28 protein-coding genes are annotated in these 25,432 nt (G+C 64.5%); 24 read left to right on the forward strand and 4 right to left on the reverse strand.

What is annotated here, in order from left to right; all coding sequences use genetic code 11:
* Window positions 1-329 precede the first annotated feature (329 nt).
* From AC0L2J_RS17645 to AC0L2J_RS17660, 4 genes are all read right to left on the reverse strand, one after another.
* Complete coding sequence (locus AC0L2J_RS17645) at window positions 330-965, reverse strand: MarR family winged helix-turn-helix transcriptional regulator (protein WP_007613976.1); 636 nt, start codon at window positions 963-965, stop codon at window positions 330-332.
* Window positions 966-1,826: 861 nt separating this feature from the next.
* Window positions 1,827-3,152 (reverse strand): flagellar protein export ATPase FliI, encoded by a 1,326-nt coding sequence (gene fliI / locus AC0L2J_RS17650; RefSeq protein ID WP_063995053.1) that lies wholly within the window; start codon window positions 3,150-3,152, stop codon window positions 1,827-1,829.
* Window positions 3,153-3,188: 36 nt separating this feature from the next.
* Window positions 3,189-3,917, reverse strand: coding sequence for a flagellar basal-body rod protein FlgF (gene flgF / locus AC0L2J_RS17655; protein ID WP_106945759.1), 729 nt, complete (start codon window positions 3,915-3,917; stop codon window positions 3,189-3,191).
* Window positions 3,918-3,920: 3 nt separating this feature from the next.
* The gene (locus AC0L2J_RS17660; RefSeq protein ID WP_473392522.1) at window positions 3,921-4,709 is read right to left on the reverse strand and encodes a DUF1217 domain-containing protein; all 789 of its coding nucleotides are present in this window, start codon (window positions 4,707-4,709) and stop codon (window positions 3,921-3,923) included.
* Window positions 4,710-4,851: 142 nt separating this feature from the next.
* On the opposite strand from AC0L2J_RS17660, the gene motA reads away from it, so the two are divergent.
* The 24 genes from motA (at window position 4,852) to AC0L2J_RS17780 (ending at window position 25,416) form a co-directional block, all read left to right on the forward strand.
* Window positions 4,852-5,751: a flagellar motor stator protein MotA gene (gene motA, locus AC0L2J_RS17665; protein WP_007613972.1), complete on the forward strand. Its 900-nt coding sequence runs from the start codon at window positions 4,852-4,854 to the stop codon at window positions 5,749-5,751.
* Window positions 5,748-6,686: a flagellar motor switch protein FliM gene (locus AC0L2J_RS17670; RefSeq protein ID WP_007613971.1), complete on the forward strand. Its 939-nt coding sequence runs from the start codon at window positions 5,748-5,750 to the stop codon at window positions 6,684-6,686. The genes motA and AC0L2J_RS17670 overlap by 4 nt, the downstream gene beginning before the upstream one ends.
* Window positions 6,667-6,981 carry a hypothetical protein gene (locus tag AC0L2J_RS17675; protein WP_018453958.1) on the forward strand — a complete coding sequence of 105 codons (315 nt, stop codon included), beginning with the start codon at window positions 6,667-6,669 and terminating at the stop codon, window positions 6,979-6,981. The genes AC0L2J_RS17670 and AC0L2J_RS17675 overlap by 20 nt, the downstream gene beginning before the upstream one ends.
* Before the next feature lie 76 nt (window positions 6,982-7,057).
* Entirely contained in the window at window positions 7,058-7,438 is a 381-nt protein-coding gene (fliN, locus tag AC0L2J_RS17680; RefSeq protein WP_007613969.1) for a flagellar motor switch protein FliN, read from the forward strand.
* A gap of 2 nt (window positions 7,439-7,440) precedes the next feature.
* The gene (locus AC0L2J_RS17685) at window positions 7,441-8,481 is read left to right on the forward strand and encodes a flagellar motor switch protein FliG (RefSeq protein ID WP_027570476.1); all 1,041 of its coding nucleotides are present in this window, start codon (window positions 7,441-7,443) and stop codon (window positions 8,479-8,481) included.
* 13 nt (window positions 8,482-8,494) lie between these two features.
* Window positions 8,495-9,580: a flagellar biosynthesis protein FlhB gene (gene flhB / locus AC0L2J_RS17690; RefSeq protein WP_007613967.1), complete on the forward strand. Its 1,086-nt coding sequence runs from the start codon at window positions 8,495-8,497 to the stop codon at window positions 9,578-9,580.
* Window positions 9,581-9,665: 85 nt separating this feature from the next.
* Entirely contained in the window at window positions 9,666-10,046 is a 381-nt protein-coding gene (gene flgB, locus AC0L2J_RS17695; protein WP_007613964.1) for a flagellar basal body rod protein FlgB, read from the forward strand.
* Window positions 10,047-10,057: 11 nt separating this feature from the next.
* Window positions 10,058-10,474, forward strand: coding sequence for a flagellar basal body rod protein FlgC (gene flgC / locus AC0L2J_RS17700; protein WP_473392524.1), 417 nt, complete (start codon window positions 10,058-10,060; stop codon window positions 10,472-10,474).
* 2 nt (window positions 10,475-10,476) lie between these two features.
* Window positions 10,477-10,806 (forward strand): flagellar hook-basal body complex protein FliE, encoded by a 330-nt coding sequence (fliE, locus tag AC0L2J_RS17705; RefSeq protein ID WP_007613960.1) that lies wholly within the window; start codon window positions 10,477-10,479, stop codon window positions 10,804-10,806.
* 15 nt (window positions 10,807-10,821) lie between these two features.
* A complete protein-coding gene (gene flgG / locus AC0L2J_RS17710; protein ID WP_007613959.1) occupies window positions 10,822-11,610 on the forward strand; it encodes a flagellar basal-body rod protein FlgG in 789 nt (262 codons plus the stop codon).
* A gap of 13 nt (window positions 11,611-11,623) precedes the next feature.
* Window positions 11,624-12,100 carry a flagellar basal body P-ring formation chaperone FlgA gene (gene flgA, locus AC0L2J_RS17715; protein WP_473392529.1) on the forward strand — a complete coding sequence of 159 codons (477 nt, stop codon included), beginning with the start codon at window positions 11,624-11,626 and terminating at the stop codon, window positions 12,098-12,100.
* Window positions 12,097-13,227, forward strand: a complete 1,131-nt coding sequence (gene flgI / locus AC0L2J_RS17720) for a flagellar basal body P-ring protein FlgI (protein ID WP_007595884.1) — start codon at window positions 12,097-12,099, stop codon at window positions 13,225-13,227. The genes flgA and flgI overlap by 4 nt, the downstream gene beginning before the upstream one ends.
* A 64-nt stretch (window positions 13,228-13,291) precedes the next feature.
* Entirely contained in the window at window positions 13,292-14,050 is a 759-nt protein-coding gene (locus AC0L2J_RS17725) for a MotE family protein (protein ID WP_007613951.1), read from the forward strand.
* Window positions 14,051-14,746: a flagellar basal body L-ring protein FlgH gene (gene flgH / locus AC0L2J_RS17730; protein WP_007613950.1), complete on the forward strand. Its 696-nt coding sequence runs from the start codon at window positions 14,051-14,053 to the stop codon at window positions 14,744-14,746.
* A 42-nt stretch (window positions 14,747-14,788) separates the two neighbouring features.
* On the forward strand, window positions 14,789-15,232 hold the full coding sequence (locus tag AC0L2J_RS17735; RefSeq protein WP_007613949.1) for a flagellar basal body-associated FliL family protein: 444 nt from the start codon (window positions 14,789-14,791) through the stop codon (window positions 15,230-15,232).
* Window positions 15,229-15,969, forward strand: coding sequence for a flagellar type III secretion system pore protein FliP (gene fliP / locus AC0L2J_RS17740; protein ID WP_007595877.1), 741 nt, complete (start codon window positions 15,229-15,231; stop codon window positions 15,967-15,969). Before AC0L2J_RS17735 ends, fliP begins: the two co-directional genes overlap by 4 nt.
* 264 nt (window positions 15,970-16,233) lie before the next feature.
* The gene (locus tag AC0L2J_RS17745; protein WP_007613948.1) at window positions 16,234-17,142 is read left to right on the forward strand and encodes a flagellin N-terminal helical domain-containing protein; all 909 of its coding nucleotides are present in this window, start codon (window positions 16,234-16,236) and stop codon (window positions 17,140-17,142) included.
* 268 nt (window positions 17,143-17,410) lie between these two features.
* The gene (locus tag AC0L2J_RS17750; RefSeq protein ID WP_007613947.1) at window positions 17,411-18,322 is read left to right on the forward strand and encodes a flagellin N-terminal helical domain-containing protein; all 912 of its coding nucleotides are present in this window, start codon (window positions 17,411-17,413) and stop codon (window positions 18,320-18,322) included.
* 304 nt (window positions 18,323-18,626) lie between these two features.
* On the forward strand, window positions 18,627-20,258 hold the full coding sequence (gene fliF / locus AC0L2J_RS17755; protein WP_063995061.1) for a flagellar basal-body MS-ring/collar protein FliF: 1,632 nt from the start codon (window positions 18,627-18,629) through the stop codon (window positions 20,256-20,258).
* Window positions 20,255-20,968, forward strand: coding sequence for a hypothetical protein (locus tag AC0L2J_RS17760; RefSeq protein ID WP_063995062.1), 714 nt, complete (start codon window positions 20,255-20,257; stop codon window positions 20,966-20,968). The genes fliF and AC0L2J_RS17760 overlap by 4 nt, the downstream gene beginning before the upstream one ends.
* A 6-nt stretch (window positions 20,969-20,974) precedes the next feature.
* Window positions 20,975-22,324 (forward strand): MotB family protein, encoded by a 1,350-nt coding sequence (locus AC0L2J_RS17765; protein ID WP_473392533.1) that lies wholly within the window; start codon window positions 20,975-20,977, stop codon window positions 22,322-22,324.
* Window positions 22,321-23,523 carry a chemotaxis protein gene (locus AC0L2J_RS17770; RefSeq protein WP_473392538.1) on the forward strand — a complete coding sequence of 401 codons (1,203 nt, stop codon included), beginning with the start codon at window positions 22,321-22,323 and terminating at the stop codon, window positions 23,521-23,523. Before AC0L2J_RS17765 ends, AC0L2J_RS17770 begins: the two co-directional genes overlap by 4 nt.
* Window positions 23,520-24,884 (forward strand): flagellar hook-length control protein FliK, encoded by a 1,365-nt coding sequence (gene fliK, locus AC0L2J_RS17775; protein ID WP_473392542.1) that lies wholly within the window; start codon window positions 23,520-23,522, stop codon window positions 24,882-24,884. Before AC0L2J_RS17770 ends, fliK begins: the two co-directional genes overlap by 4 nt.
* On the forward strand, window positions 24,835-25,416 hold the full coding sequence (locus AC0L2J_RS17780) for a transglycosylase SLT domain-containing protein (RefSeq protein ID WP_473247865.1): 582 nt from the start codon (window positions 24,835-24,837) through the stop codon (window positions 25,414-25,416). The genes fliK and AC0L2J_RS17780 overlap by 50 nt, the downstream gene beginning before the upstream one ends.
* Window positions 25,417-25,432 lie beyond the last annotated feature (16 nt).

Consider the following 25,432-nt stretch of genomic DNA (forward strand, 5'->3'; position numbering starts at 1 on the left):
GTGCGAGGTCAGCACCCGGCCTTCCCTGCGCCCTCTTGGACAAGAGGGTGGAATGACCAGGCAAAGCTCGGGCGAAACGCGCCGCGAGGATGAGAAGCTGTATGTGCAAGTTAGATACGAATGCGACGATGGATTTCACTCTCGTGCCCCGGACGCAGCGCAGCGCCCTTGCGGTGCGCTGCAGAGCCGGGGCCCATGTCGCGACATTGGACCGTGTCGTCATCTGGATCCCGGCTCTGCGCTGCAACGCTTCGCGCTGCAGCTTGTCCGGGACACGAGAGACGAAATTGTCCGCAAGTTCAGCGCAACCTGCGGAATCTACGCGTGCCTCACCTCTGGTTCGCCACGCGCGCGCGGTCGAGATGCTCCTCGATCTTGGGACGGTCGCGGGTGCGCTCGAAACTGGTGCAGAGCAGTTCGGTCTCCTCGAGCGAAACCGGGGCGCGATACAGCCGGCACATGAATTCGGCCGTTGCGCGTCCCTTGCCGGTACCCGGCCCGCGTTCGGCGAGAAACATGCAGTCTCGGCAGATGCTGGCATCGAGCCGCTGATGTGCCGCGTCGAGGTGATTGAGGATCTCGCGCAGCGAATCGCGCAGCCTGACGCACTCGTCTGGTCCGAGCGCCGTGACCGCGTTCAGCACGTGATTGATCGGATCGTGCTGGTTCAGGCACTTTTCGCCCTGCGCCGTGACGTGCAGCACGACAGAACGCTTGTCCTCGTGCGACGGCTTTCGCACCAGGAAAGACTTGCTCTCCAGCGTCTTCACGATCTGCGATGCGGTCGCCCTGGTGGCGCCGATGAAGCCGGCGAGCGCGGACGGCGTGCGTGAAAACCTGTTGGCACGGCCGAGAAAGCGCAGCGCCATCCATTCCCGGTCGCGCAACCCATGCTGATTGCCTTCGAAATACCAAGCCCTCGCCGCCTGAACCAGCAGCTCGACGGCTTCTCTTGCCAATGGCATGAATTCCTACCTTGCCCCGGGAATCACGTTTGCGGCGCCCCGGAGCCGCCTTCCGTCGTTGCGTACCAGCCGTTTGCGAGAAGCCGTACTGACCGCAACGCCCGACATATGCACCGTGCTCTTCTCTGGCGTGAAGGCACGGCCTGCCCGGCGCCCGACCTGGACTGATGAGCACTGCAAGCTATGGCGCGGGAGGTGATGTTGCTGTTGATATGCCATTCGCGGCGTCGTCGTACGGGAGCCCGAATAGCCGTCGCCAGCAGACGATGGATCGGAGTAGTTCAACCGAAGCCCCCAAGGGTTCAAGTCATACGCAGACGTTTCTTATCTTCGACGAAACGATGAATGAGCTTCTCAACAAAATCAAGTAGAGACCCTCTCGGAGACTGGATGTCGTCGCAGGCGAATGTAACGTTCAAGACAATCTCGCGCTTCGGGGACACATGATGGTGAACGCAATACGCTGTCCCACCAGCAACATGCACGCGACTATGCGACAGTTTCATTGCACGGCACGTTGTTGGCCGTCGTTGATGCAAGTTGATCGAAGCTTGTGCATGACGACGATGTGCGTCGGCATGTCATCCACAACTTGTGCGTTCTGCCAAGGATTGTCCGAGGGAACTCACAGGAATTGCACGCGGCGGTTGTCCAGCCCCTATCGGGGGATCGCCGGTTCAGTCGCATTCGGCGCGGCTGCGCAATTTTCCTCACCCGAACGGTGGAGGCGATCACGGTGGAAACCGGAGAAGGGCGCGTATGCGCATGCGCTGGAAGCGTGGCGGCATGCGCAATCGCCTGTCGAAAACAAGGAGCGAGTGATCGCGGGGCGCCTCGCGCCCCGACTCATGCTGAGACTTGCTAGTCGCCCTTGAGCATGTCCCGCAACTCGCGGAACGGATCGGCGCTTGGCGGAGCCGAGGCGTCCTGCCGCATCGCGCCGTAGATCCTCGGGACCATGTCGACCGCCTGGTCCAGACCCGAATCACGTCCCGCCTGGTATCCACCCATCAGGCGAAGGTCGCGCGTGTCCTCGTATTTGGCGATCATGGCGCGCAGCTTGCTCACCAATTCGCGCTCTTCGGGGTCCCAGACATTATGGGCGAGGCGCGAGACCGAACCCAGAACGTCCACCGCCGGGTAACGCGCCTGGTCGGCGATGTGCCTGGAGAGCACGATGTGTCCATCGAGTGTGCTGCGGATGGTATCGGCGATCGGCTCGTTGTGATCGTCGCCGTCCACCAGCACGGAGAAAATCCCGGTGATCGTCCCGGACCCCTCCTCGCCGGGTCCGGCGCGCTCCAGAAGGCGCGGCAGATCGGTGAAGACGGTGGGTGCGTAGCCGCGCGCGACCGCGGGCTCACCGGCGGCGAGCGCCACTTCACGGGCGGCGTGGGCGAAGCGGGTGATCGAATCGACCATGAGCAGGACCGATTCGCCCCGGTCTCGGAAATATTCGGCGACCGCCATGGCCGTCTTCGGCGCCAGTCGCCGCATCATCGGGCTCTCGTCTCCCGTCGACACGATCGTGACAGCGCGGTGACGATCGGCGCCCAGCACGTCCTCGATGAACTCGCGCACCTCGCGGCCGCGCTCGCCCACCAGGGCCAGCACGACCGTGTCAAAACCCTGACTGCGGGCGAGCATCGCAAGCAGTGTCGATTTACCGACACCGGAGCCGGCAAAGATGCCGACGCGCTGGCCGGCACAGATCGGGGCGAACAGGTCGATGACGCGTACGCCGGTGCGCAGCGGCTTGTGGACCCGCGCGCGTTTCATGGCCGAAGGCGCCTCCGCCTCGGCCGAGACCGGACGCGATCCGGGGGTGAGAGGGCCCTGTCCGTCCAGCGGCGCCCCGAGCGCGTTGATGACGCGACCCTTCCAGCTTGGATCGGGCGCGAAGGACAGGGGGGGCATCCGGTAGGCGACCGAGCCGAGGCCGCCAGCGAACTGCCGGTCGAACGGCTTGGCGATGATGCCCTCGCTGTCGATCCGCACCACCTCGCCGATCTGGGGCCTGCCGCCGGAGTTGACGCCGATCAGTTCGCCGAGCCTGACGAAGCGCGACAGGCCGGAGACGCGGAAATGCGTCGACGCGATCTCGGAGATCGCGCCGCTGACGCTTGCCAGGGGAGTGCTCTGCTGAAGCTCCAGCAGCGCCCACTCAAGTTGCCGAAGAGCGTTCAAGGAAACCGTCCAACCTCATTGCGCGCGGGGCGCAGTCTATTTGCCGGGTTCGCCCAGCGTCCGGATTGCGTTCTGGAGCGAGCTCTCGGTGCCCTCGATCATCGAATTGGTGCCGTCGAAGGCGCGCGAGGCCGCGATCAGCTTCGTCAATTCCATCATCGGATTGGCGCCCGAGCCCTCGACATAGCCCTGCTTGAAGCCGTCGCGGGAGAAGTCGGCGATGGCGGTCGCAGGCCGGTTGGGCGTGACGCCCGAATTGCCGTAGCGGTCGAGACTGGCGTCGGCGGGAATGTTGAACAGGCCGATGGTGCCGATCTCGTTGTTGTCCTGGGTGATCGCGCCGCTGCGCGCGATCGAGACCGGTCCGCCGTTCGGATCGAGCGTGATCTGCGCGCCGCCGGAATCGATGACGGGGAAGCCGGACACGGTCTGGAGGTCGCCGTTGGCGGCGATCTGGAGACGGCCGTCGCGCGTATAGACCGTTCCGTTCGGACCGGCGAATGCGATCCAGCCCTGTCCGACCACGGCGACGTCGAGTGGGTTGCCGCTCTCGGTGATGCTGCCCATCTCGCGCGAGATGATGTTGTCGCCGGGCGAGGAGAAAGCGACCGGGTTCGCGCCCGCCTTGGACAGCACCGTCTCGAACTTCACCACGTCGGTGCGGAACGCCGCCGTGTTGACGTTGGCGACGTTGTTGGCGATCGTCTGGAGGCGTTTTTCGAGGGCGACCTGCGCCGACAATCCTACATAGAGGGCCGATTGCATGACTTACCTGTTAAACTTGATGTTCTGAAGTGTCGTGAGCACGTTGGTGTCCATGCCGATCGACGGTGCGGCGCCGCCGATCAGGACCAGCGCCGGGTTGGTCGAGGCGTCGCTCTGGGCCTGGGTCGCATCCCACATCGCCGCGAAGCGCTGCACGAATTTGGTGACCTTGGCCGGATCCTGGAAATCGGTGAGCTTGATCTTGCTCGTGATCATCTTGGCTTGGGCATCGATATCAGCCGAACTGATCGTCGACGGCAGGCCGAGCGCCGTCTGGACCACTTGCGTCATCGCCTTGTCCGCGAGGATCTGGTAGGAATTGGTGATCGTGGAGGCCTTGCGCGTGAAATAGAGCGCCAGCCGCAGGCCCTCGTTCTGGTCGCCGGCCTTCTCCTCCATCGTCTGCGTGACGTATTGGGTCGCCGTGCCGGTCGTGGCCGCGGCGGTTTGGGTCGCCTTGTCGCCGAGAGCGGCGAAATTGAACGCGGCGGCGAATTGCCGGTAGCGGGTGTCGGTCAGCTTGTTGGCGAAGGTCTTGTTGTCGGCGATACCCTCGGTCAGCACCTTGCGCATGAACGCCTTGGCATAGGCCATGTCGCTGAGGCCATATGCCTTCATCGCGTAGGAATAGAGGCGATAGTCCTTCAGGAAGTCGTCGATGGTCTTCACGTTGCCGATGTGGCTGAGGAAATAATCGGTGTCGCGGCTGACGTCCGGCTGCGTCGCGACCTGTGTCAGCGACTTGCCCATGTCCTTGGTCAGTCTGGTGTAGTCCGCGATGGTGGATAGCATGACCCGCGCCCCTCTGGCCGCTCTCGCGACGTCGTCCCAAGCTGCCGTGAATTGCTTGCGCGAGGCTGGCGAGGGGGAAGCCAGCCTCGCGCAAGGCTCGCCGACTAGATATTCCCGATGGGATCGGTGATGGAGCGGCGCGTTGGGCAGTTTCGTGGGGATCGTCATCACGGTAGCGGCACTGCTGGGCGGATTCGCCGCCATGGGCGGGCATCTGGGCGTGCTCATGCAGCCATGGGAGTTCGTGATCATCATGGGCACCGCGGCCGGCACCTTCATCATGGCCAATCCCTGGAAGACGGTCGCGGATACCGGGCTTGCCTGCGTGCAGGCAGTGACGGGAGCGGTGCCCGGTCAGCGCTACTATCTCGATCTGCTCGGCGCGCTGCACGCGCTGATGCGGGAGCTGCGGGGCAAGGGCCGCAACGAGGTCGAGGCGCATATCGACGATCCCGCGTCCTCCGAGATCTTCAAGGCGTTCCCGAGCGTGCTCGGAGATCCGTCGCTGCTGCAGTTCATCTGCGACTACGTCCGCCTCATCATCATGGGTAACGCACGAACGCACGAGATCGAAGCGCTGATGGACGAGGAGATCCACACCATCGTGAAGAGCAAGCTGGCGCCCTACCACGCGCTGGTGGTGGTCTCGGAAGCTCTGCCTGCGCTCGGCATCGTCGCCGCGGTGCTCGGCGTCATCAAGGCCATGGGCGCGCTTGACCAGTCGCCGAAGCTGCTGGGCGGCTTCATCGGCGCCGCCCTCGTCGGCACTTTCGCCGGCATTTTCCTGTCCTACGGCATCATTTCGCCCTTCGCGATGAAGGTGAAGATGACGCGCGAGAAGCGTTGCCGGCCCTACATCATCGTCAAGCAGACGCTGCTGGCGTTCATGAACGGCGCCATGCCGCAGATCGCCGTCGAGCACGGCCGCAAGATGATCGCGAGCCCCGAGCGGCCCTCGATCGACGTCGTCGAGAACGAGACGATCGCGGGCCCCAAGGCGGTCGTGACCGAGGTTGAACCGAAGGCTGCGCGCGCATCATGATGGAAGCCCTCGACGTCGATCAGCGCAAGCCGCTGCCGAACTATCTGCTGGACGCCGCCGGCATCTCGATCGAGCGCATGCCGATGCTCAATGTGATCTTCGATCGCATGGCGGCATCGTGCACGGACAGCCTGCAGCCGATGGCTGGAACGCCATGCTACTTCTCGGTCAACGGCATTACCAACGACCGTGTCGGTGACATCATCAAGGACTACGAGGCCAACGCGGTTGCGGCCGTGCTCTATGCCGAGCAGTGGGACTCCCGCATCATCATCATGCTCGACCGCGACTTCGTGTTCACGATGGTCGAGGCGATGTTCGGCTCCGACGGCGCCGAACCGCCGCTCGACGTCGAGCGCAGCTTCTCGAACATCGAGATCCGCCTGGTCCAGGCGCTATTCGAGCGGTTCGCCAAGGCGTTGCAATCCGCTTTCGCGGGCACCTCCAACGTCACCTTCCGCGTGGAGCGGGTCGAGACCGCCATGGCCTCGCTGGCGATCGGGCGGAGCGGCAACATGTCGATCTGCGCGAACATCATGCTGCAGGCGCTCTACCGCGGCGGTCAGATGTTCCTCATCATTCCGCACTCCGCGCTCAACCCGCTCAGGCAGAAGCTCGCGACCGTCGTCGTCAGCGACGGCCGCGCCGCCGATCCGCGCTGGCGCGAGCAGATGGAGACCGAGGTTCACCGCACCGAGGTGACGCTGAGCGCCGTGCTGGACGAGAAGATGATTTCGCTCGGCGACGTCGTGAAGTTCCAGGTCGGACAGGTGCTCGAGCTCGAAGCCACGCCGCGCACGCTGGCTCGACTCGAGAGCAACAACCAGGTGCTGTTCTGGTGTCAGATCGGCCAGCTTGATGGCTATTACGCCATGCAGGTGGCAGATCCCGTCGATCAGAAACGGGAGTTCGTCGATGATATCCTATCTCGTTGATGCCGTGCTGCTGATAGCGCTCGCCTTCACCAGCATGCGGGTGACCCGGATGCATCGCGAGCTGGCGCGGTTGCGCAGCTACCAGGGCGAGTTCTCGACCATCGTCCAGGAGACGGCGGGCGCGTTCGACACGGTCATCACCGCGGCGCATGATTCCACCGCAAATCTCGGGCGGCTCGCCAACGTGCTGAGCACGAAGATCGATCAGGCCCACGAGGCGATCGCGGCGCTCGATGCGAGGAGCGGGCTCGCATCCGCGGCGACCGCGGGCGGCGCCGACGTGAACAAGCATTGAAGTCGAAGCCGGCGGAATAAATACGATCGGAACGTCGCGGCGCTCCGTGAGCGGAAATACCAAGAGGCGATACCAGATGGCGCAATCCTTCGACTATGAGTCAGCATCGGCGTCCGACGACGGGCATACCGAGACATCTCCGCTGGAGCGGCTGGCGGAGATCGCCGCGCGCACCGCGGAGGAGACCGGCAAGTTCGCCAATGTCGATGCCATCCTGCGCATTCCCGTGACCATGCAGGTGGTGCTGGGATCGGCGACCATTCCGGTGGCAAACCTGATGAAGCTCGGCCGCGGCGCGGTGGTTCCGCTCGACCACCGGGTCGGCGAACCCGTCGACGTCGTCGTCAACGGGCGCGTCGTCGCCCGCGGCGAGGTGGTCGTGGTCGAAGAAGACAATTCCCGCTTCGGCGTCTCACTCACCGAAATTGTCGGGCCGTTGGGACAGGGTGATACCTGACCATGGCGGCACAGGTCGGCATGGCTCCTATCAAGCAGCGAGGCGTCGCCACGCTGGGCGGAACGGAGAAGGTCGCGGCACTCCTGCTCGCCATGGGCCGGCAGGCGGCCGCGAGCGTGCTCGCACAGTTCGAGCCGCAGGATATCCGCACCGTTACAAAGGCCGCGGCCGAGCTGCGGCCGATCACGGCGCAGGAACTCGAAGCGATCGTCGAGGAGTTCGCCCAGCAATTCTCGATGGGCGCCAACATTCTCGGCACCCTCGGTGGCCTGGAAGCGGTGCTCGGCGACGTGCTTCCGGCCGACCAGGTCTCGGCCATCATGTCGGACCTGCTCGGCAATTCGAGCCGGTCCGTGTGGGACCGCGTCTCGTCGGTGTCGGAAAACTCGCTGGCAAGCTACCTCTCCAAGGAGCATCCTCAGACCGCGGCGCTGATCCTGTCCAAGGTCAAGCCGTCCTGCGCCGCCAAGGTCATGAGCCAGCTGCCGTCGAGCCTGCGCAACGAGCTGATGCGGCGCGTGCTCAGCCTCAAGCCGATCGTCGACGACGCCATGAGGGTCCTCGAGAAGACGCTGCATGAGGATTTGACGCTGAACTTCGCCCGCAACCTCGGCGCGGACACCTATGCCCGCGTCGCCGACATCATCAACAAGATGGAGCGCGGACATATCGAGGACATGCTGAAGAGCCTGTCGGAGAAGCGGCCGAAGTCGGCCGAAGTGCTGAAGGAGCTGCTCTTCACCTTCGACGACGTGACCAACCTGACGCCGAAGGCGCGCACCATGATCTTCGACCAGGTGCCGACCGATCGCATCGTCATCGCGCTGAAGGGCACCGACAAGCACTTCCGCGAGATGATCCTGTCCTCGGTCGCCTCGCGCGTCCGCCGGGTCGTCGAGCACGAACTCGCCATCGGCGAACCGTCGAACCAGCGCGACGTGCTGGAGGCGCGGCGCGTGATCACGGACCTCGCGCTCGACCTTGCGGAAAAGGGCGAAATCGAGCTCAACCCCGAGCAGGAGGATGAGCTGGTCTTTCGCTGACCGCTGAACGGGCATGGCAGAAACAACCGATCAGGAGAGCAAGACAGAAGAGCCGACCGAGAAGAAAGTCCGCGATGCGCTCGAACAGGGCAAAATCCCGGTCTCTCGGGAGGCTTCCATCTTCGCCTCGATGGCCGCGCTGATGGTGATCCAGGCGTTCCTGATCGGTCAGGGCGTGCAGCAATTGACGCCGATGCTGACGGGCTTTCTCGATGATCCCGACGGCTTCCCTCTCAGCACCGGGGCCGACGCCCAGAATCTCCTCATCGTGGTCGGTCTTCAGGGATTGCGGTTCCTGACGCCGCTGGTCGTCACGTTGGCGGCGTTCGGGCTCGCAGCCTCGCTGTTGCAAAATGCTCCCAGCCTGGTGCTCCAGCGCATCACGCCGGACCTTTCGAGAATCTCTCCGCTCAGTGGCTGGAGCCGGCTGTTTGGATCGCAGGGCCTCGTCGAGTTCGCCAAGTCGCTGTTCAAGCTCGCCGCGGTGACTATCGTCGTCGCGTTCGTGCTGCGCTCGTCGGAAGCGAAGGCGTTCGAGGCGATGTACACCGATCCGGTCGCCCTGCCGGAGATGATTCTCAGCATCGCCATGCGAATCGTCTCGGCGATCTGCATCGCGACCATCGTTCTGGTCGCGGTCGATCTGGCCTGGGCGCGCTTCCACTGGCGGCGCGAGCTGCGTATGACGCGGCAGGAGATCAAGGACGAGCACAAGCAGGCCGAAGGCGATCCGCTGATCAAGGCGCGCCTGCGCTCGCTGGCGCGCGACCGCTCGCGCCAGCGCATGATCGCCTCCGCATCGCGCGCGACGCTGGTGATCGCGAACCCGACGCACTTCGCGATCGCGCTGCGCTACAATCGCGAAGAAAATCCGGCGCCGATCGTCGTGGCGAAGGGCATGGACGTGATTGCGCTGAAGATCCGCGAAGTCGCCGAGCAGAACCGGATTCCGGTGATCGAGAACAAGGCGCTGGCGCGCGCGCTCTACGAGGCGGTTCAGGTCGACCAGGTGATTCCGGCGGAGTTCTTCCGGCCGGTCGCCGAGATCATCTACTTCCTGCAGTCCAAGCAGACGCCGCGGTCCGAGAAGGTCCAGTAGAATTCCGAGGACGGCGTCCCTTCCATCAGCCTGACGAAAGCTTGCGACCCTAAGGTTACACCGTCTGAACCAGAATGGTGCTGCCGTGGGACCGCTCTATCTCTTCGAACTCGCATCGTCGCAGGCGCGATACCTCGAGCTCCGCCAATCGACGATCGCCACCAACGTGGCCAACGCCAACACGCCGGGCTTCAAGGCGCGCGACGTCGAGCCCTTCAACAAGGTGCTCGACAACACGCCGGTGAGACTGGCGACCACGTCGCCGTCGCACCTGCAGCTCTCCCCGACCGAGAGCGACACGCGGGCGACCGCGAAGAAGGACAGCTGGGACGTGGTTCACTCCGGCAACTCCGTCAGTCTCGAGCAGGAAATGATCAAGGGCAGCGACGTCAGTCGCGATTACTCGATGAACTCGGCTATCGTGCGGTCTTTTCACCGCATGCTGCTGTCGAGCGCGAAGACCTGAGGTGAACTGACATGCTGGACTCATTGCAATCCTCGTTGACGGTCGCGAGCTCCGGGCTCGAAGCGCAGTCGATGCGCATGCGCATCGTCTCGGAGAACCTCGCCAACGCGACGTCGACGGGGCGCGTCGCCGGCGCCGATCCCTATCAACGCAAGACGATCACCTTCGATGCCGCGATGGACCGCGCCTCGGGCGCACAGCTGGCGAAGGTCAAGGAAATCGGGGTCGACACTACCCCATACCGCGTGGAGTACGAGCCGGGGCATCCCGCCGCCGACAAGGCCGGCTACGTCAAGCTGCCGAACGTCAACATGATGATCGAGATGGCGGACATGCGGGAAGTCAACCGGTCCTATGAAGCCAATCTGCAGGTCGTGAAACAGGTGAGGTCGATGCTGGGCATGACCATCGACCTGCTGAGGAGCTGATAATGCTTGAAGCGATTTCATCCACGGCGATCTCGGCCGGGCAGGCGGCAAGCCGCGCGACCGAGACGCAGGCCATCTCGTCGGCGGCCACACCCGCGATCCAGTCCGGCGGCGACGTCGGATTCGAATCGGTCATGAAGCAAGTGACGACGGACGCGATCGGGACACTGAAGGCGGGCGAGGCGGCCTCGATCTCGGCGATGCAGGGCAAGGAATCGACGCGGCGTGTTGTGGAGGCTCTGATGTCGGCCGAGCAGGCCTTGCAGACGGCGGTCGCAGTTCGCGACAAGGTCGTGCAGGCCTACCAGGAAGTCGTTCGGATGTCGATCTGATCAAGGAGTGACGCTGTGAAATCGCTTGCCATCGCGGCCACGGGCATGAACGCCCAGCAGACCAACATCGAAGTCATCGCGAACAATATCGCCAACATCAACTCGACCTCGTACAAGCGGGCGCGGGCCGAATTCACCGATCTGTTCTATCAAATGGACCGCATGCAGGGCGTTGCGAACACCAGCGGCTCCTCGCCGATCCCGGAAGGCGCCAATCTTGGCCTCGGCGTCAAGTCGGCGGCGATCCGCAAGCTGCACATCCAGGGCGCGCTCACCCAGACCGGCAATCCCTACGACATGGCGATCAACGGACGCGGCTGGTTTCAGGTGCTAGGCCCGAACAACGAGGTGCAATACACCCGCGCAGGTTCGTTCAATACCAATGCCAACGGCCAGCTCGTCACGATCGATGGCTACTTGCTGGATCCGGCCATCACGGTGCCGCAGGGGACAGTTCAGGTCACGGTCAACCAGACTGGACAGATGTTCGCCAAGCTGGACACCGAAGTGAACCCGCGGCAGATCGGTCAGCTCAACCTCGCCAATTTCGCCAACGAGGCCGGCCTCGAACCGCTGGGCAGCAATCTCTATCGCGAGACCACGGCGTCGGGCACGCCGGTCGTCGGGCTGCCCGGCGATTCCGGCTACGGCAAGATCAACCAGCAATATCTCGAAGCCTCGAACGTCGACCCGGTCAAGGAAATCACCGAGTTGATCTCTGCCCAGCGCGCCTACGAAATGAATGCCAAGGTCATCCAGGCCTCGGATGAAATGGCCCAGACGGTCTCGAAGGGCATGCGCTAGTTCCGGTGTATCCATGTTGAACAGGAAGGGCTCGATCATGCGCGGGTTGGCCGCCGTGCTGCTGGTTCTCGTCTCGGCGCGTCTCGCCGCGGCCGAGGAGAAGCGGCTTCCCGTGCCGGCCGTTTCGATCCGCGCCGGTGAGCTGATCCGGGACGACATGATCACCGAGCGCGCCTTCGCGCCGAACGTGCTCGGCGTCGCCATGTTCATCGAAGGACGCCAGGTCCTGGTCGGCCGCATGGCGCGCCGCGCGCTGCTGCCCGGCCAGCCGATCCCGACCAACTCGGTGGAGGATCCCTGGACGGTCGCCCGCGGCGCGATGGTCAAGGTCGTGGTCGAAGACAGCGGCCTGTCGATCGTGACCTATGGCGCAGCGATGCAGTCGGGTGCGCCCGGCGCGCTGATCCCGATACGAAATACCGATACGGGCGTGATCATCAGGGGCGTCGTCCAGCCGGACGGCACCGTCAAGGTCTTGGACGGGTCATGACCAGAGTCCTGCTTGCGCTCGTCCTGCTCGTTTCCGCCGCCAGCGCCCAGGCCGCCGTCCGCATCAAGGACATCGCGGACATCAAGGGATTGCGCGAGAACCAGATCGTCGGCTACGGCCTCGTCATCGGCCTGAACGGCACCGGCGACACGCTCCGCAATGCGCCGTTCACGGAGCAGTCCCTGCAATCGATGCTCGAGAACATGGGCATCAATGTCAGGAACGAGACCACCAGCACCAACAATCCGCCGCGTCCGACGACGCTGCGCACGCGCAACGTCGCGGCCGTCATGGTGACCGCGGACCTGCAGCCTTCGATCGGTGCGGGCGAGCGCATGGACGTGACCGTGTCCTCGCTCGGCGATGCGACCTCGCTGCTCGGCGGCACCCTGGTGATGACGTCGCTGCGCGCGGCGGACGGTGCGGTCTACGCGGTGGCGCAAGGCGCGGTCACGGTCGCCGGCTATAGCGTCGGGGGCCAGGCCCAGAACGTCAGCCAGGGCACGCCGACCGCGGGCCGCATCCCGAATGGCGCGCTGGTCGAGCGCGAGGTGCAGGGTAGTCTCCATGAAATGGAGTATCTCGTGCTGGAGCTCAAGAACCCTGACTTCGTCACTGCTACGCGAATTCTCGACGCCATCAACCGCTACGCGGGCGGACGCTACCGCGCGCAGATCGCCTTCGAGCGCGACTACCGCACCATCGTGCTGTCGAAGCCGCGCCACATCGGCCCGGTCCGCTTCCTCGCCGAAATCGGCGAGCTGACGGTCGAGCCGGACACGCCGGCGCGGGTCGTGATCAACGAACGTACCGGTACGGTGGTGATCGGACGCGACGTACGGATATCGACCGTTGCCGTGACGCACGGCAATCTGACGGTCCGCGTCACCGAGCTTCCCGTGGTATCGCAACCGGCGCCGTTCTCGAAAGGGCAGACGGTGGTCGTGCCCCAGACCGTGGTCGAGGCCAACGAGGCCGGATCGCAGGTGGCGATCCTGAGCGGCGTCGATCTCCAGCGCTTGGTGCGCGGCCTGAACCAGATCGGCCTGAAACCATCCGGCATCATCGCGATCCTCCAGGCGATCAAGACGGCCGGCGCCCTCCAGGCGGATGTCATCGTGCAATGACGCGTAAGCGCCGTGCAAGCTTGGTCGCTCAATGCTCTCTCGACCGAGAATCGCACGCGGGCCGATGTTGAAGCTGGATCATAAAGCCAAACTCCTCCTCCTGGTCGCGGCCTCCGCGCTCGCGAGCGCTTCGCCCGTTCTGGCGCTGGATGAGGCCAAGCCGTCGAAGCCGCTCAACCTGCTGTCCTTCGCGCGCGCCCGCACGCCTGCCCCGCAGAAGCCGATCTCATCGATCCCGAGCGACAATGCGTCGATGCGGGCGACGGCGTGGGCAGCCGAAGATTCGGGACCAGTGACCACGGGTGCCGTGCCGGCCTCCGAGAAGCCCGCGCCGGCACCCACAGCCGCGCCGCGACCGGCCAAGCCCGGCAGCGTCACGGCGCCGCCGAAGCCGGTACCGCCCCAGGCCGCTGCAACCGCGGACAACGAAGTCGCCCTGTTCTGCAGCAATGTCGCCGACCCCGCCGTCGATGCAAGGTTGGCCTGGCAGCTCAAGGAGCTGGAGAAGGCCGAGATCCAGCTTCGCGAGCGGATCGCCGAGGTCGAGGCCAAGCGCGCGGAATATGAGAAGTGGATGGCGTTGCGCGACGACTTCCTAAAGAAGGCCGAAGCGAGCGTCGTTGAGATCTACTCGCGCATGAAGCCGGACGCCGCCGCAACCCAGATCGCCGGGATGGCGGACGAGACGGCCGCGGCCGTGCTCGCAAAGCTCAGCCCGAGGAGCTCGAGCGCAATCTTCAACGAGATGGAGACGGGGCGCGCGGCGCACCTCGCCGATCTGCTCGGCGGGATGCGTCGCGTGGATGACGGAAAGACCAAATAGATGAAGAATCTGATCCTCATCCTCTCGCTGTTATCGCTTGCCGGATGCGTCACTGATCCGGCCGAGGTCCTGACCGGCCCGCGATTGTCGCCGGTCGGGAGCGGCCTGAGGACGCAGGCCGATCCGATTCCCGTGACGCCCCGCATGCGCTCACCCGTCAGCTATCGCTCGACCTGGGACGACGGCACCGATCTCTACCGCGATCCGCGTGCCCGCCGCACCGGTGACGTCGTGACGGTGATCATCTCGATGCAGGACAAGGCCAAGCTCGACAATAAGACCGACCGCTCGCGCGATTCGCAGATCAAGTTCGGACTCGACTGGCTGATGGACGTCGCGGGATGGCAGGACAAGGGCTCGACGAGCGCCAACCTCAACACCAACACCCAGATCAAGGGCAACGGCCAGATCGACCGCACAGAGGATATCAAGCTGTCGATCGCGGCCGTCGTCACCGACGTGTTGCCGAACGGCAATATGATGATCAGCGGCTCGCAGGAATTCAAGGTCAACACGGAAATGCGCGTGCTCAACGTCGGCGGCATCGTGCGTCCACGCGATATCTCGCGAACCAACACGATCTCCTACGAGAAGATCGCCGAGGCGCGCGTGGCCTATGGCGGTCGCGGAAATCTGTCTGACGTGCAGCAGCCCGGATGGGGACATCGGATCTATGACGCCGTGGCACCGTTCTGAGATGCGCGACCGTCGGGCCGTGTCACGAGGGCAGGGGACGTCATGCGCCTGATTGCGGCCATCGTGGTGCTGACCCTGGTCGCGATCGGCGCGGGCGCGCTTGCCGGCCTGCATCTGTTTGCGGCCGCCGAGCGCGTTGCCGATGCGAAGAAAACCGCCACGCCGCCGCCTCTTGCCTCCAGCTACGCCGGCAGCGCGCGGCTCAGGAAGCTGTCCCCGATCGTGACCAATCTTGGCGCGCCGGCCAACAACTGGGCCCGCATCGAAGCCTCCATGGTGACCGACAGCATGAGCGACGAGGATGCCGGCATCCTGGCGGCCCATATCAGCGAGGACATCGTCACCTATCTGCGGTCGGCGACGGTGGCGCAGTTCGAGGGATCGCGCGGGCTTCAGCACCTGCGCGACGACCTGACCGAACGCGCCAATATCCGCTCCTCGGGCAAGATCCGCGAATTGATCATTGAGACGTTGGTGATTCAGTGAAACTGAGAGTCCTGCTGCTTGCGTTGCTCCTGGTCGTGCTGCCCGAAGTGGCACTGGCCCAGATTCCGGACCTCAATTCGCTGCTGCCGCCGGGCAACGGCTCGACCAGTGGCCGGATCATCCAGTTGATGGCGGTGATCACGGTGCTGTCGGTGGCGCCGGGACTGCTCATCATGGTAACGAGCTTCACGCGATTTGCGGTGGCGCTGTCGTTCCTGCGGGCCGGTCTCGGCCTCCAGACCACGCCGGCCAATCTGGTGCTGATCAGCCTTGCGCTGTTCATGACCTTCTACGTGATGGCGCCGACCTTCGACCGCGCCTGGGAAACCGGCATCCAGCCGCTGATGAAGAACGAGATCTCGGAGGAAGAGGCCTATCTGAAGATCACCGATCCGTTCCGCGAATTCATGCTGGCCCATGTTCGCGACAAGGATCTGCAGACCTTCGAATCGCTCGCCGCGGAGAGCTTCCGCAGGAAGTTCGACGACAAGCGCGTCGACATGCGCGTCATCATTCCGGCCTTCATGATTTCCGAGCTCAGACGTTCGTTCGAGATCGGATTTCTCATCATCCTGCCGTTCCTCGTCATCGACATGATCGTGGCGACGCTGACAATGTCGATGGGCATGATGATGATGCCGCCAACGATCCTCGCACTGCCGTTCAAGATGCTGTTCTTCGTGCTGATCGACGGCTGGAACCTGCTCGCCTCAGGGCTGGTGCGGTCGTTCTCGTGACGGCAACGAGCGCGAGCCGGATGGCTATGGTTAGCGAGAAGTACCGGCCTATGGTTAGCAGTAGGTAATGTTAACCATCTGATTTTACTGCGTAATTCAAGCCGATCTTAATCTGCGCGCAAGCTTCTGCGTGTTAGCAATGCGGCACGGCGGGTTGGACCCCACCCACATCAGTCCAAAGGCATGATGCCGCCCCTCCGTACCGGTGAAAGCCCGGTATGTCCCCTCGTGAAAATGTAACGCGTACATAAAGGGACATTCGCAATGTCAAGCCTGCTTACGAACTCGACCGCCATGACCGCACTCCAGACCTTGCGGTCTGTGAGCTCGCAGCTCTCCACCACGCAGACCCGCATCTCCACCGGCCAGCGCGTCTCGACCGCTTCGGACAACGCCGCCTACTGGTCGATCGCGACCTCGATGCGCGCCGACAACGCCGCGCTCTCGGCGGTCTCCGACTCGCTCGGTCTGTCGGCCGCAACCGTCGACACCGAATATACCGCTCTGACCACGGTCATCGGCGACAAGGACTCCGGCCTGACCAAGCTCCAGTCCCTGCTGGTCGAAGCCAAGACCGCCGGTATCGACCGCAGCAAGATCCAGGCCGACGTCACCCAGATCCAGCAGCAGATGAAGGCGACAGCCAATGCGGCGACCTTCAACGGGATCAACTGGCTGAGCACGACCGCCACCACGCCGACAACCTTCAGCCTCGTCTCGTCGTACTCGCGTGTCGGCGGCACGCCCACCATCGGTTCCATCACGGTGACCACCGCCAACTACTCGCTCTACACCTCGGCGCAGGGCGGCATTCTGGACACGGCCGGTTCGACCTCTCCGTCGATCGACACGATGAGCATCTCCGCGCTGACCGACTCGGCAGCTGACCAGACCACGCTCGATGGTTACATCGCGCAGGTCACCGCTGGCATCAACTCGGTGGCCTCGGCCGCCGCCAACCTCGGTGCCGTCAAGAACCGCCTCTCGACCAACACGGACTTCGTGAAGTCGCTGATGGACTCCGTGGATCGCGGTATCGGCCAGCTCGTCGACGCCGACATGAACCAGGAGTCCACCCGCCTGTCGGCCCTCCAGGTCCAGCAGCAGCTCGGCGTCCAGGCGCTCTCGATCGCCAATAGCAGCAGCCAGAGCATTCTCTCGCTGTTCCGCTAAGCCTCAAACGATCTTCGGAGGGCCGCGCTTCTCGCGAAGCGCGGCCCTTTTTTTGGCGTGACGTCGCGCGCCGTCATTTCGGCCGCGCCTTGTTGCGGCAAAGACACAGAGCCACAAGCCTCGCACAAGCTTCGCGGGCTATCGTCCCCGTTACGACAGGTTGGGCCTTGACGCTTTTGCGCAGCCCAAAGGCATGACGCCGCCCTGCCGTACCGGTGCAAGTCCGGTATGTCCCCAAACTCAATCCAATCTCCAAAGGGACATCAAAATGGGTTCTAGCCTCCTCACCAACTCGTCTGCAATGACCGCGCTGCAGACCCTTCGCAACGTCAGCTCGCAGCTCGCGACGACGCAGAACCGGATCTCGACCGGTATGCGCGTCTCGACCGCCTCGGACAACGCTGCCTACTGGTCGATCGCGACGTCGATGCGCTCCGACAACGCCGCGCTCTCCGCGGTCTCCGACTCGCTCGGTCTGTCGGCTGCGACCGTCGACACCGAATATACTGCTCTGACCTCGGTCATCGGCGACAAGGACTCCGGCCTGACCAAGCTCCAGGCGCTGCTGGTCGAAGCCAAGACCGCCGGTATCGACCGGACCAAGATCCAGGCTGACATCACCCAGATCCAGCAGGACATGAAGCTCAAGGCCAACTCGGCGACCTTCAACGGCATCAACTGGCTGAGCACGACCGCCACCACGCCGACGACCTTCAACCTCGTGTCGTCGTACTCGCGTGTCGGCGGCACGCCCACCATCGGCTCCATCACGGTGACCACCGCCAACTACTCGCTCTACACCTCGGCGCAGGGCGGCATTCTGGACACGGCCGGTTCGACCTCTCCGTCGATCGACACGATGAGCATCTCCGCGCTGACCGACTCGGCAGCTGACCAGACCACGCTCGACGGCTACATCGCGCAGGTCACCGCTGGCATCAACTCGGTGGCCTCGGCCGCCGCCAATCTCGGTGCTGTCAAGAACCGCCTCGCGACCAACACGGAGTTCGTCAAGACCCTGATGGACTCCGTGGACCGCGGTGTCGGCCAGCTCGTCGACGCCGACATGAACGCGGAATCGACCCGCCTTCAGGCGCTCCAGACCCAGCAGCAGCTCGGCGTTCAGGCGCTCTCGATCGCCAACCAGAACAGCCAGAGCATCCTGTCGCTGTTCCGCTAAGCCGCGGCTTCGAAAACGACCGTGCTCCCCAGGGAGCACGGTCTCCGCCATGAACGGCGGATCTGACGGCACACGACGTGCCCACATCGATCTTCTGACGCCGCATCCCAGGCAACATGCCGTCGTCGATCGCACGGCGATGCAACCGGCCGTCCGCCTGTTGCAGACGCGCGCGATTGCGTCACTCGCTCTCTTGTAAAATTGCAACGCCTCGCCGGCGAACCGATACATTCGTGGTCTCGCGCAACCTTCAGGCAAGGTTGGCAGCAGAGTGTCCTCTACGTTCGCATTGGTACGAGGTCACATGCTGCTCAGTCGTGCGCAGGTACAGCAACTGCTCAATAATCTGCTGGAGCTTGGGCCGCGACGCCTGATGGCTTTGGGATTGATCGGTTTCGCCGTTCTCGTCACCGTCGTGGGCGGCGCCTATTATCTGAGCCGGCCTGAATTCGAAACGCTCTATACGGGCCTTTCCCGCGAAGACGTGACGCGCATGGGTGCCGCGCTCCGCGAGCAAAACATCACCTTCGACGTCAACACCGCCGGTGACGCGGTCTCGGTGCGTCCGAGCCAGACCATGCAAGCGCGGATGCTGCTCGCCGAGAAGGGACTGCCGACCAGCGCCAATTCCGGCTACGAGCTGTTCGACAAGATCGGCTCGCTCGGTTTGACCTCGTTCATGCAGGAGGTCACCAAGCTCCGGGCGCTGGAAGGCGAAATCGCGCGCACGGTGCAATTGATGAAGGGCGTGAAGGCGGCGCGGGTGCATATCGTGATGCCGGTGCGGGGGTCGTTCCGCGCGACGCAGCAGCCACCTTCCGCGTCGGTCGTGCTGCGGACCGACGGCGCAATCGAGGCGCGCACGGCGCAGTCGATCCGTCATCTCGTCGCGGCGGCCATTCCGGGCATGAGCCGCGACAAGGTCACGGTGCTGGACGCCGACGGTTCGATGCTGCTTGCCGAAGAGGACGAGGCTACTGCTGCTCCGACCAAGATGGCGAGCCTGCAGAAGACGGTCGGCGGCATGGTGCAGGAGAACATCCGCAAGGCGCTGACGCCGTATCTGGGCCTCGACAATTTCGAAGTGAGCGTTGCATCGCAGCTCTCCACCGACAAGCGGCAGACCAACGAGACCGTCTACGATCCTGAGAGCCGCGCCGAACGCTCGGTCCGGAACGTCCGCGAGAACGAGAAGTCGCAGAACGCAGATCGTTCGCAGCCGACCACGGTGCAGCAGAATCTTCCCGACCAACAGGTGAACGCCGGCGGCACCAAAAATTCCAGCGAGGACAAGACCCGCCGCGAGGATGTCACCAATTTCGAGGTCTCGTCCAAGACCACGACGACGGTGAGCGACGGCTATTCGGTGAAGAAGCTGTTCATTGCCGTGCTGGTGAACCGCGGGCGGCTCATTGCCGACCTGGGCGACAAGAGCAACCAGGCCATCGTCGACAGCAAGCTCGCCGAGATCAGCCAACTCGCGGCCACGGCCGGCGGGCTGGACAAGGCGCGCGGCGACCAGATCCAGGTGACAGCCGTCGATTTCATCGAAGGCTCGCGCGAACTGGCGCCGGTGCCGCCGATCAGCTTCGTCGAGATGATCAACAAGCAGCTCGGCAGCGTCATCAACGCAGTCACGATCCTGGCCGTAGCTTCGATGCTGGTGTGGTTCGGACTTCGTCCTGCGGTCAACGGCATTTTGACCCATCGCGCGGCGCAGGAGCAGACCGAGGCGGCGGAAGCTGCCCAGCTCGAGTCGGCCGCCGGCGCCCTTGCATTGGCGGACAGCGAAGAGGCCGAGCTCAACCTGGTCGAAGACCTCGAAGGCAAGATGCAACGAACGCCGCAGAAGCGGTTGGAGCAGATCGTCCGTCTCGATCAGATGCAGGCGGCAGCGATTCTTAAGGACTGGATGCGACGCGAGGAGGCGGCATGAACGCGGCAATCGGAAAGCTCCTGACGCAGTTCGACGCGAACGGGCGGGTCAAATCGCCTCCGCCTCCGCCGCCGCCCAAAATCCAGGATGTGCTGACGAGGCCGAAGGAAGCCCGGCGCGAGCCTCAGCCGCAGCCGCAGCCTCAGACCCATTCGCAACCGCAGTCGCAGCCGCAGCTTCAGTCGCCGCCTCCGGCGCCGAAGACGGAGGCACCGGCGGTCAATCTCCTGGACGATGCCTTTCGGCGCGGCCATGCGGCCGGCGTCGCGGAGGGCGAGTCCAGGATCGCCGAGGAAAGAGTTCGCAGCGCGATCCGGCTCGGCGAAGAGCGGGCCAAGTGGTCCGACCAGCAGGCAGTGGCGGTCGTCAGCGGCTTCGAGACGGCTTGCCGCGAAATCGAGACCAACATCGCGAGCTCCGTTGCGCGGATATTGCTGCCGTTCCTCGCCGATGCGGTCCGCGACAAGGCGATCGGGTCGCTGGTCGAGCAGATTGCGGCGCTGACCGGCAATTCGCCGGTGCCGGTGTTCAAGGTCACCGGCCCGAGCGAACTGCTCGACCTGGTGAAGACGCAGCTCGGGACGGCCCGGCGAACCGGCTTCGAGTATGAGGCCGCCGATACTTTTGAGGTTCGCGTCGTGGCCGACCAGACCGTGATCGAGACGCAGATCACGGCCTGGAGCGAGCGCCTGAAAGAGGCGCGCCGGTAGTCCGTCATGAATGAGGTCAAATCAGAACTCGTCATCATCCGCCGGCGGGGCGCCTTCGACGACGAGAAGCCGCACGGCGGCGTCTGGAAGATCGCTTATGCGGACTTCATGACCGCGATGATGGCCTTCTTCCTGGTGATGTGGCTGATCAATGCGCTCAACCAGGATCAAAAGCAGGTGGTCGCGAGCTATTTCAATCCGATCAAGCTCGCGGAGAACGCACCTGCCCCGAAGGGCCTGAAGGATCTCTCCAAGAAGGAGCCGTCGTCGTTCGACGGCCAGGACGGCAGGCGCCAGCCGGGAGGACCGAGCGAGGAACGTCGCGGTGACTCTCCAACGGCCGAGAAGCCGCCCTTCTACGAGGAGAAGGTCCTGTTCCGCGATCCCTATACGACGCTTGCCGAGATCGCCAGCAGCGCGAACCAGGCCTCAGGCCAGCGGCGCGCCGGCGCTCTGACCTCCGCCGAAGAGGATGGCCTCAAGGGAGGCGACGCCTACCGCGATCCGTTCGATCCCGGCTATTGGAAGCTTGCGCCGCAGGCAGCCAAGGATGCCGATCGCATCATCGAGGGCGAGCCCAAGCTTCAGTCCAAGCCCGAGTCCAAGCCGAATGCGTCCGCGCGCGACACTGCGTCCGGCACAGGCCAGGGCGAGCCGCAGGCGCGCCGAGCCAGGCAGGATGATGCCGGCGGAAGCGTGGCTCCGAACCCCGATGCGTCCTCCGCAAGCCTGTCGCCTCTGCTGCCGCCGGGGCCCGCGCCATCGCAGGCCTCACGCGAAGGGAACGCGCAGCCGGGTGCCCAGGCTGGTAATCAAGCCAATGCGGCCACCCAATCGCGTTCCAACGACACGACGAAGGAATCCGAGTCGCGCGACGCGGCTCAGGCCCAGCAACTAGCGGTCAAGCAGCTTCAATCGGCGATCGCGGATGCGCTGTCGGACGTCAAGGCCGGCGCGGGACCGGTGGCCGAGGTGCGTCAGGTCGAGGAAGGCCTGCTGATCAGCCTGACCGACGATGCGAATTTCGGCATGTTCGCGGTCGGCTCGGCTGAGCCGCGGCCCGAGCTCATCCGTGTGATCGACAAGATCGGCCCGCTGCTGACAAAGCGTCCCGGCCTGATCATCGTCCGCGGCCACACCGACAATCGGCCGTACCGTTCGGAGACCTACGATAATTGGCGGCTGTCGACGGCCCGTGCGCAGATGGCCTATTACATGCTGGTCCGCTCCGGCGTCGATGCGCAGCGGATCGAGCATGTCGAGGGTTACGCCGACCGGCGGCCGAAACTTCAAAACGATCCCGCGGCCGCGCAGAATCGTCGGATCGAGATCATGGTCCGGGAGAAACGTCCTTGACCAGGCCTCTTCTCCGCGCCGCGCTGCTGATGCTGCTGCCGTTCACGGCGGCAGGCGCTTTCGCCGAGCCGGCATCGATGCCGGCCCCGTCGGCATCGGCATCGGGCGAGCCATATGAGCTCGTTCGAGCGTTGCAAGTCGTGCAGGACGGCATCGCCAATGGCGATAATGCGGCACACGGCAACCACGGCGCATTGATCCGGCAGATCGGCGAAAAATTTCTCGCCGCCGATCCGGGCGTGTGGAGTAACCCGCAGAACGGCCAGGCCGCTGTCATCTACCTGCTCAGCGGCGGCGCGCCGCAAATCATCCGCAAGCTGCCGCGCGACAAGCTGAACGTCGATGGACGGCTGTTCGATGGCGCGCTTGCCTATGTCGAGGGTCGTCAGGACGAAGCGCGCGAACTGCTCAAAGACGTCAAGCCGCGGACGGTTCCGTCCGGCCTGGGCGGACAGCTCGCGCTGGTCCAGGGCGCGCTGTTCGCACGCGCCGAGGCATCGCTCGCAATCGAGCGTCTGGACGACGCGCGCCTGCTCCTGCCGGGCACATTGGTGGAGGAGGCCGCGCTGCGGCGCGAGATCCTGTTGGTCGGGCAAGCCGAGGATTTCGACAAGTTCGAGTTCCTGACGCTGGCCTATATCAGGCACTACCACAAATCGGTCTATGCCGGGGACTTCTGGCAGCGCTTTGCGACCGGCCTGACGCAGTCGAGCCTCGCGCTCGACGAGCGTCGGTTTGCGCGGATCACCACCCTGCTGGAGCAGATCGACCGCGCGAGCCGCCTCAAGCTCTATCTCGTGATTGCGCGGACCGCGATGGTGCGGGGAGGGCTGGCCGTGACCCGGCTTGCCGGCGAGCGTGCCCTGACTCTCAGCGCCGATGCCTCGGCGGAACGCGAGCGGGCGCATTTGTTCCGCGGCGTGTCGCGGGCGCTCGCCGACGAATATGACGGCGGTCTCGCCGAGTTGAAGGCGCTTGACCGGTCGAAGCTGCCCGAGCGCGACATTCCCTTTGTCAATGCAACGGTGCAGCTCGCACTCGACGTTCGCAAGCCGTTCGCCGGCGGATCCGCCGCCGCAGCCGACAAGCCTCCGGTCACGCCGGCGCGTCTCGATCTCGCGTCGTCGACTGCAACGCTTGCGCGCGCGCAGAGGCAGCTCGGCGAGCTCGAACTTCTCACCAGGGATCGCCGTCCATGACGAAGCTCAGTGGAACCTCCGGACAGGTCTTTTCGAGTCTCGCCGAAAGCCTCAACATGCGGGGCACATCGCGCTCCGGCAAGAGCGCCGGGGCGAAAGCGCAGGCGGACTCGTCCTTCAACGATCTGCTGCACACCGTCTCGAACCTCGCGAAGCGCGCGCTTAACGATGAGGGCAGCGACACGGCCGTGAAGGCCGGAACGCTGCGGACACGCCTGGCGCATCAGAGCGGGAAGGATAACGCGAGCGACGAGACGGTGCACGAACGTACCGCGGCGGTCAAAGAGCCCAGATCCAGCGAGAAGCCCGCCGAGAAATCTTCCGACAAAAAGACCGACAAGTCGTCCGGAAAACATGGACCCCTCGATCATACCGAGCAGGCCGACGTCCTGAGCCGATCGAGCATTGCCGGGATCATCGGACAGGAGATCGTCGCCGGGCCACCGGTCGTGCAGCCGCAGATGCAAGCCCCGGCCGGCGACAAGAAGGATGCGCCCGGGCGTGACGAGCGGTCTTCCATGACGGAGCGCGACGTTCAGGCCCTGGGCACGGCGAAGGCGACGACAGCCGACACCTCACCTCTCGTGGCTCCGACCGCCGCGCACTCGCAGGCCGCGGATTCGCACGCGACGACCAGCGCCCAGGCGACATCGACGGACGGCAGTGAGCCATCGCCGAAAGCAACGGCACCCGGCTTTGAGACCGTCGCGGCCAATGTCGAGCGTGCCGCCAAGGCTTCGGCGCGGGACCCATTGCCCGAGACGACCAAGGTCACGGTGGTCCAGCAAGAGACCCATCTGCCGCCGGCGCAATTCAACGCGCCGCAACAGGTTGCCAACGCTGTCGTCGCCGAGCTGAAGGAATCTCCGGCACCGGCGGCGTCCGCGGCCCCGGATCTTGCAGCGTCCCAAGTCAATGCGCCGGATCAGCCGCTCAAGATCCTGACCATCAATCTCGAGCCGCCCGCGCTCGGCAATGTCACCGTGCGCCTTCGTCTCGTCGGCAACGAGGTGTCCGTCTACCTCGCCGCCGAGCGCAAGGACACGAGCCAGATGCTGGATCAGCAGCGCGATTCGATCCGCGATCTGATGCAGTCGGCGGGCTACGTCGCCGACGTCGCGCCCGTCCAGCACGGCTCGCTGGATGGATTCCAGAGCGGCTCCGGCCAGTCGCAGCCGCAGCTCTCGGGCCAGCAACAGCCATCGCCGCAGTCGCAAGGCACGTTCGACGGTACGAGCAATTCGTCGGGACAAGCGGACGGCGGCGCGAAGCAGGCCCGACAGGAGCGCCGGTCCAACCAGGAGACGCGTCATGACCAGGACGTGGCGCCGCAGCTTCGTCGCGGCCCTGTTTATCTGTAACGCCGGCGTCGCGACCGCTGCGACCGACAACGCGCGCCCGTGCGAGCGCGAGATGGCGCGTGCGTCCCGGCAGCACGGAATTCCGCTCGGCATTCTCTACGCGGTCGGCCTGACCGAGACAGGGCGGCGCGGCGCACTTTATCCTTACGCGCTCGGCGCCGAAGGACAGACCGTGTTCGCCAAGGACGTGAACGACGCGATCGCCAACTTCGAGGCCATGCGAGCCAAGGGGATCAAGCTGATCGACCTCGGCTGCATGCAGATAAACCATTACTATCACGGCGATAAGTTCGCCTCGGTCCGGGCGATGTTCGATCCCGCAGGGAATGTCGACTACGCCGCGCGCTTCCTGAAGGAGCTGAAGCAGCGCGAGGGCAGCTGGACCATGGCAGTCGCCCGCTACAATGCAGGCCCCAACAACCAGCCGGCGCAGAAGCGCTACGTCTGCCACATCGTCGCGCATCTCGTCTCCAGCGGCTTCGGCGCGTGGACCGACAAGGCGCGCTCGTTCTGTCAACCCAAGACGACCTAAGGAGACGACATCAAGT

Source organism: Bradyrhizobium sp. MV1.5, assembly GCF_055807615.1.

Coding starts and splice junctions, on each gene's coding strand:
- AC0L2J_RS17645 (WP_007613976.1), bottom strand. CDS start 965: ATGCCATTGGCAAGAGAAGCCGTCGAGCTGCTGGTTCAGGCGGCGAGG.
- flgF (WP_106945759.1), bottom strand. CDS start 3,917: ATGCAATCGGCCCTCTATGTAGGATTGTCGGCGCAGGTCGCCCTCGAA.
- AC0L2J_RS17660 (WP_473392522.1), bottom strand. CDS start 4,709: ATGCTATCCACCATCGCGGACTACACCAGACTGACCAAGGACATGGGC.
- AC0L2J_RS17670 (WP_007613971.1), top strand. CDS start 5,748: ATGATGGAAGCCCTCGACGTCGATCAGCGCAAGCCGCTGCCGAACTAT.
- AC0L2J_RS17675 (WP_018453958.1), top strand. CDS start 6,667: ATGATATCCTATCTCGTTGATGCCGTGCTGCTGATAGCGCTCGCCTTC.
- fliN (WP_007613969.1), top strand. CDS start 7,058: ATGGCGCAATCCTTCGACTATGAGTCAGCATCGGCGTCCGACGACGGG.
- AC0L2J_RS17685 (WP_027570476.1), top strand. CDS start 7,441: ATGGCGGCACAGGTCGGCATGGCTCCTATCAAGCAGCGAGGCGTCGCC.
- flhB (WP_007613967.1), top strand. CDS start 8,495: ATGGCAGAAACAACCGATCAGGAGAGCAAGACAGAAGAGCCGACCGAG.
- flgC (WP_473392524.1), top strand. CDS start 10,058: ATGCTGGACTCATTGCAATCCTCGTTGACGGTCGCGAGCTCCGGGCTC.
- fliE (WP_007613960.1), top strand. CDS start 10,477: ATGCTTGAAGCGATTTCATCCACGGCGATCTCGGCCGGGCAGGCGGCA.
- flgA (WP_473392529.1), top strand. CDS start 11,624: ATGTTGAACAGGAAGGGCTCGATCATGCGCGGGTTGGCCGCCGTGCTG.
- flgI (WP_007595884.1), top strand. CDS start 12,097: ATGACCAGAGTCCTGCTTGCGCTCGTCCTGCTCGTTTCCGCCGCCAGC.
- AC0L2J_RS17725 (WP_007613951.1), top strand. CDS start 13,292: ATGTTGAAGCTGGATCATAAAGCCAAACTCCTCCTCCTGGTCGCGGCC.
- flgH (WP_007613950.1), top strand. CDS start 14,051: ATGAAGAATCTGATCCTCATCCTCTCGCTGTTATCGCTTGCCGGATGC.
- AC0L2J_RS17735 (WP_007613949.1), top strand. CDS start 14,789: ATGCGCCTGATTGCGGCCATCGTGGTGCTGACCCTGGTCGCGATCGGC.
- AC0L2J_RS17745 (WP_007613948.1), top strand. CDS start 16,234: ATGTCAAGCCTGCTTACGAACTCGACCGCCATGACCGCACTCCAGACC.
- AC0L2J_RS17750 (WP_007613947.1), top strand. CDS start 17,411: ATGGGTTCTAGCCTCCTCACCAACTCGTCTGCAATGACCGCGCTGCAG.
- fliF (WP_063995061.1), top strand. CDS start 18,627: ATGCTGCTCAGTCGTGCGCAGGTACAGCAACTGCTCAATAATCTGCTG.
- AC0L2J_RS17760 (WP_063995062.1), top strand. CDS start 20,255: ATGAACGCGGCAATCGGAAAGCTCCTGACGCAGTTCGACGCGAACGGG.
- AC0L2J_RS17765 (WP_473392533.1), top strand. CDS start 20,975: ATGAATGAGGTCAAATCAGAACTCGTCATCATCCGCCGGCGGGGCGCC.
- fliK (WP_473392542.1), top strand. CDS start 23,520: ATGACGAAGCTCAGTGGAACCTCCGGACAGGTCTTTTCGAGTCTCGCC.
- AC0L2J_RS17780 (WP_473247865.1), top strand. CDS start 24,835: ATGACCAGGACGTGGCGCCGCAGCTTCGTCGCGGCCCTGTTTATCTGT.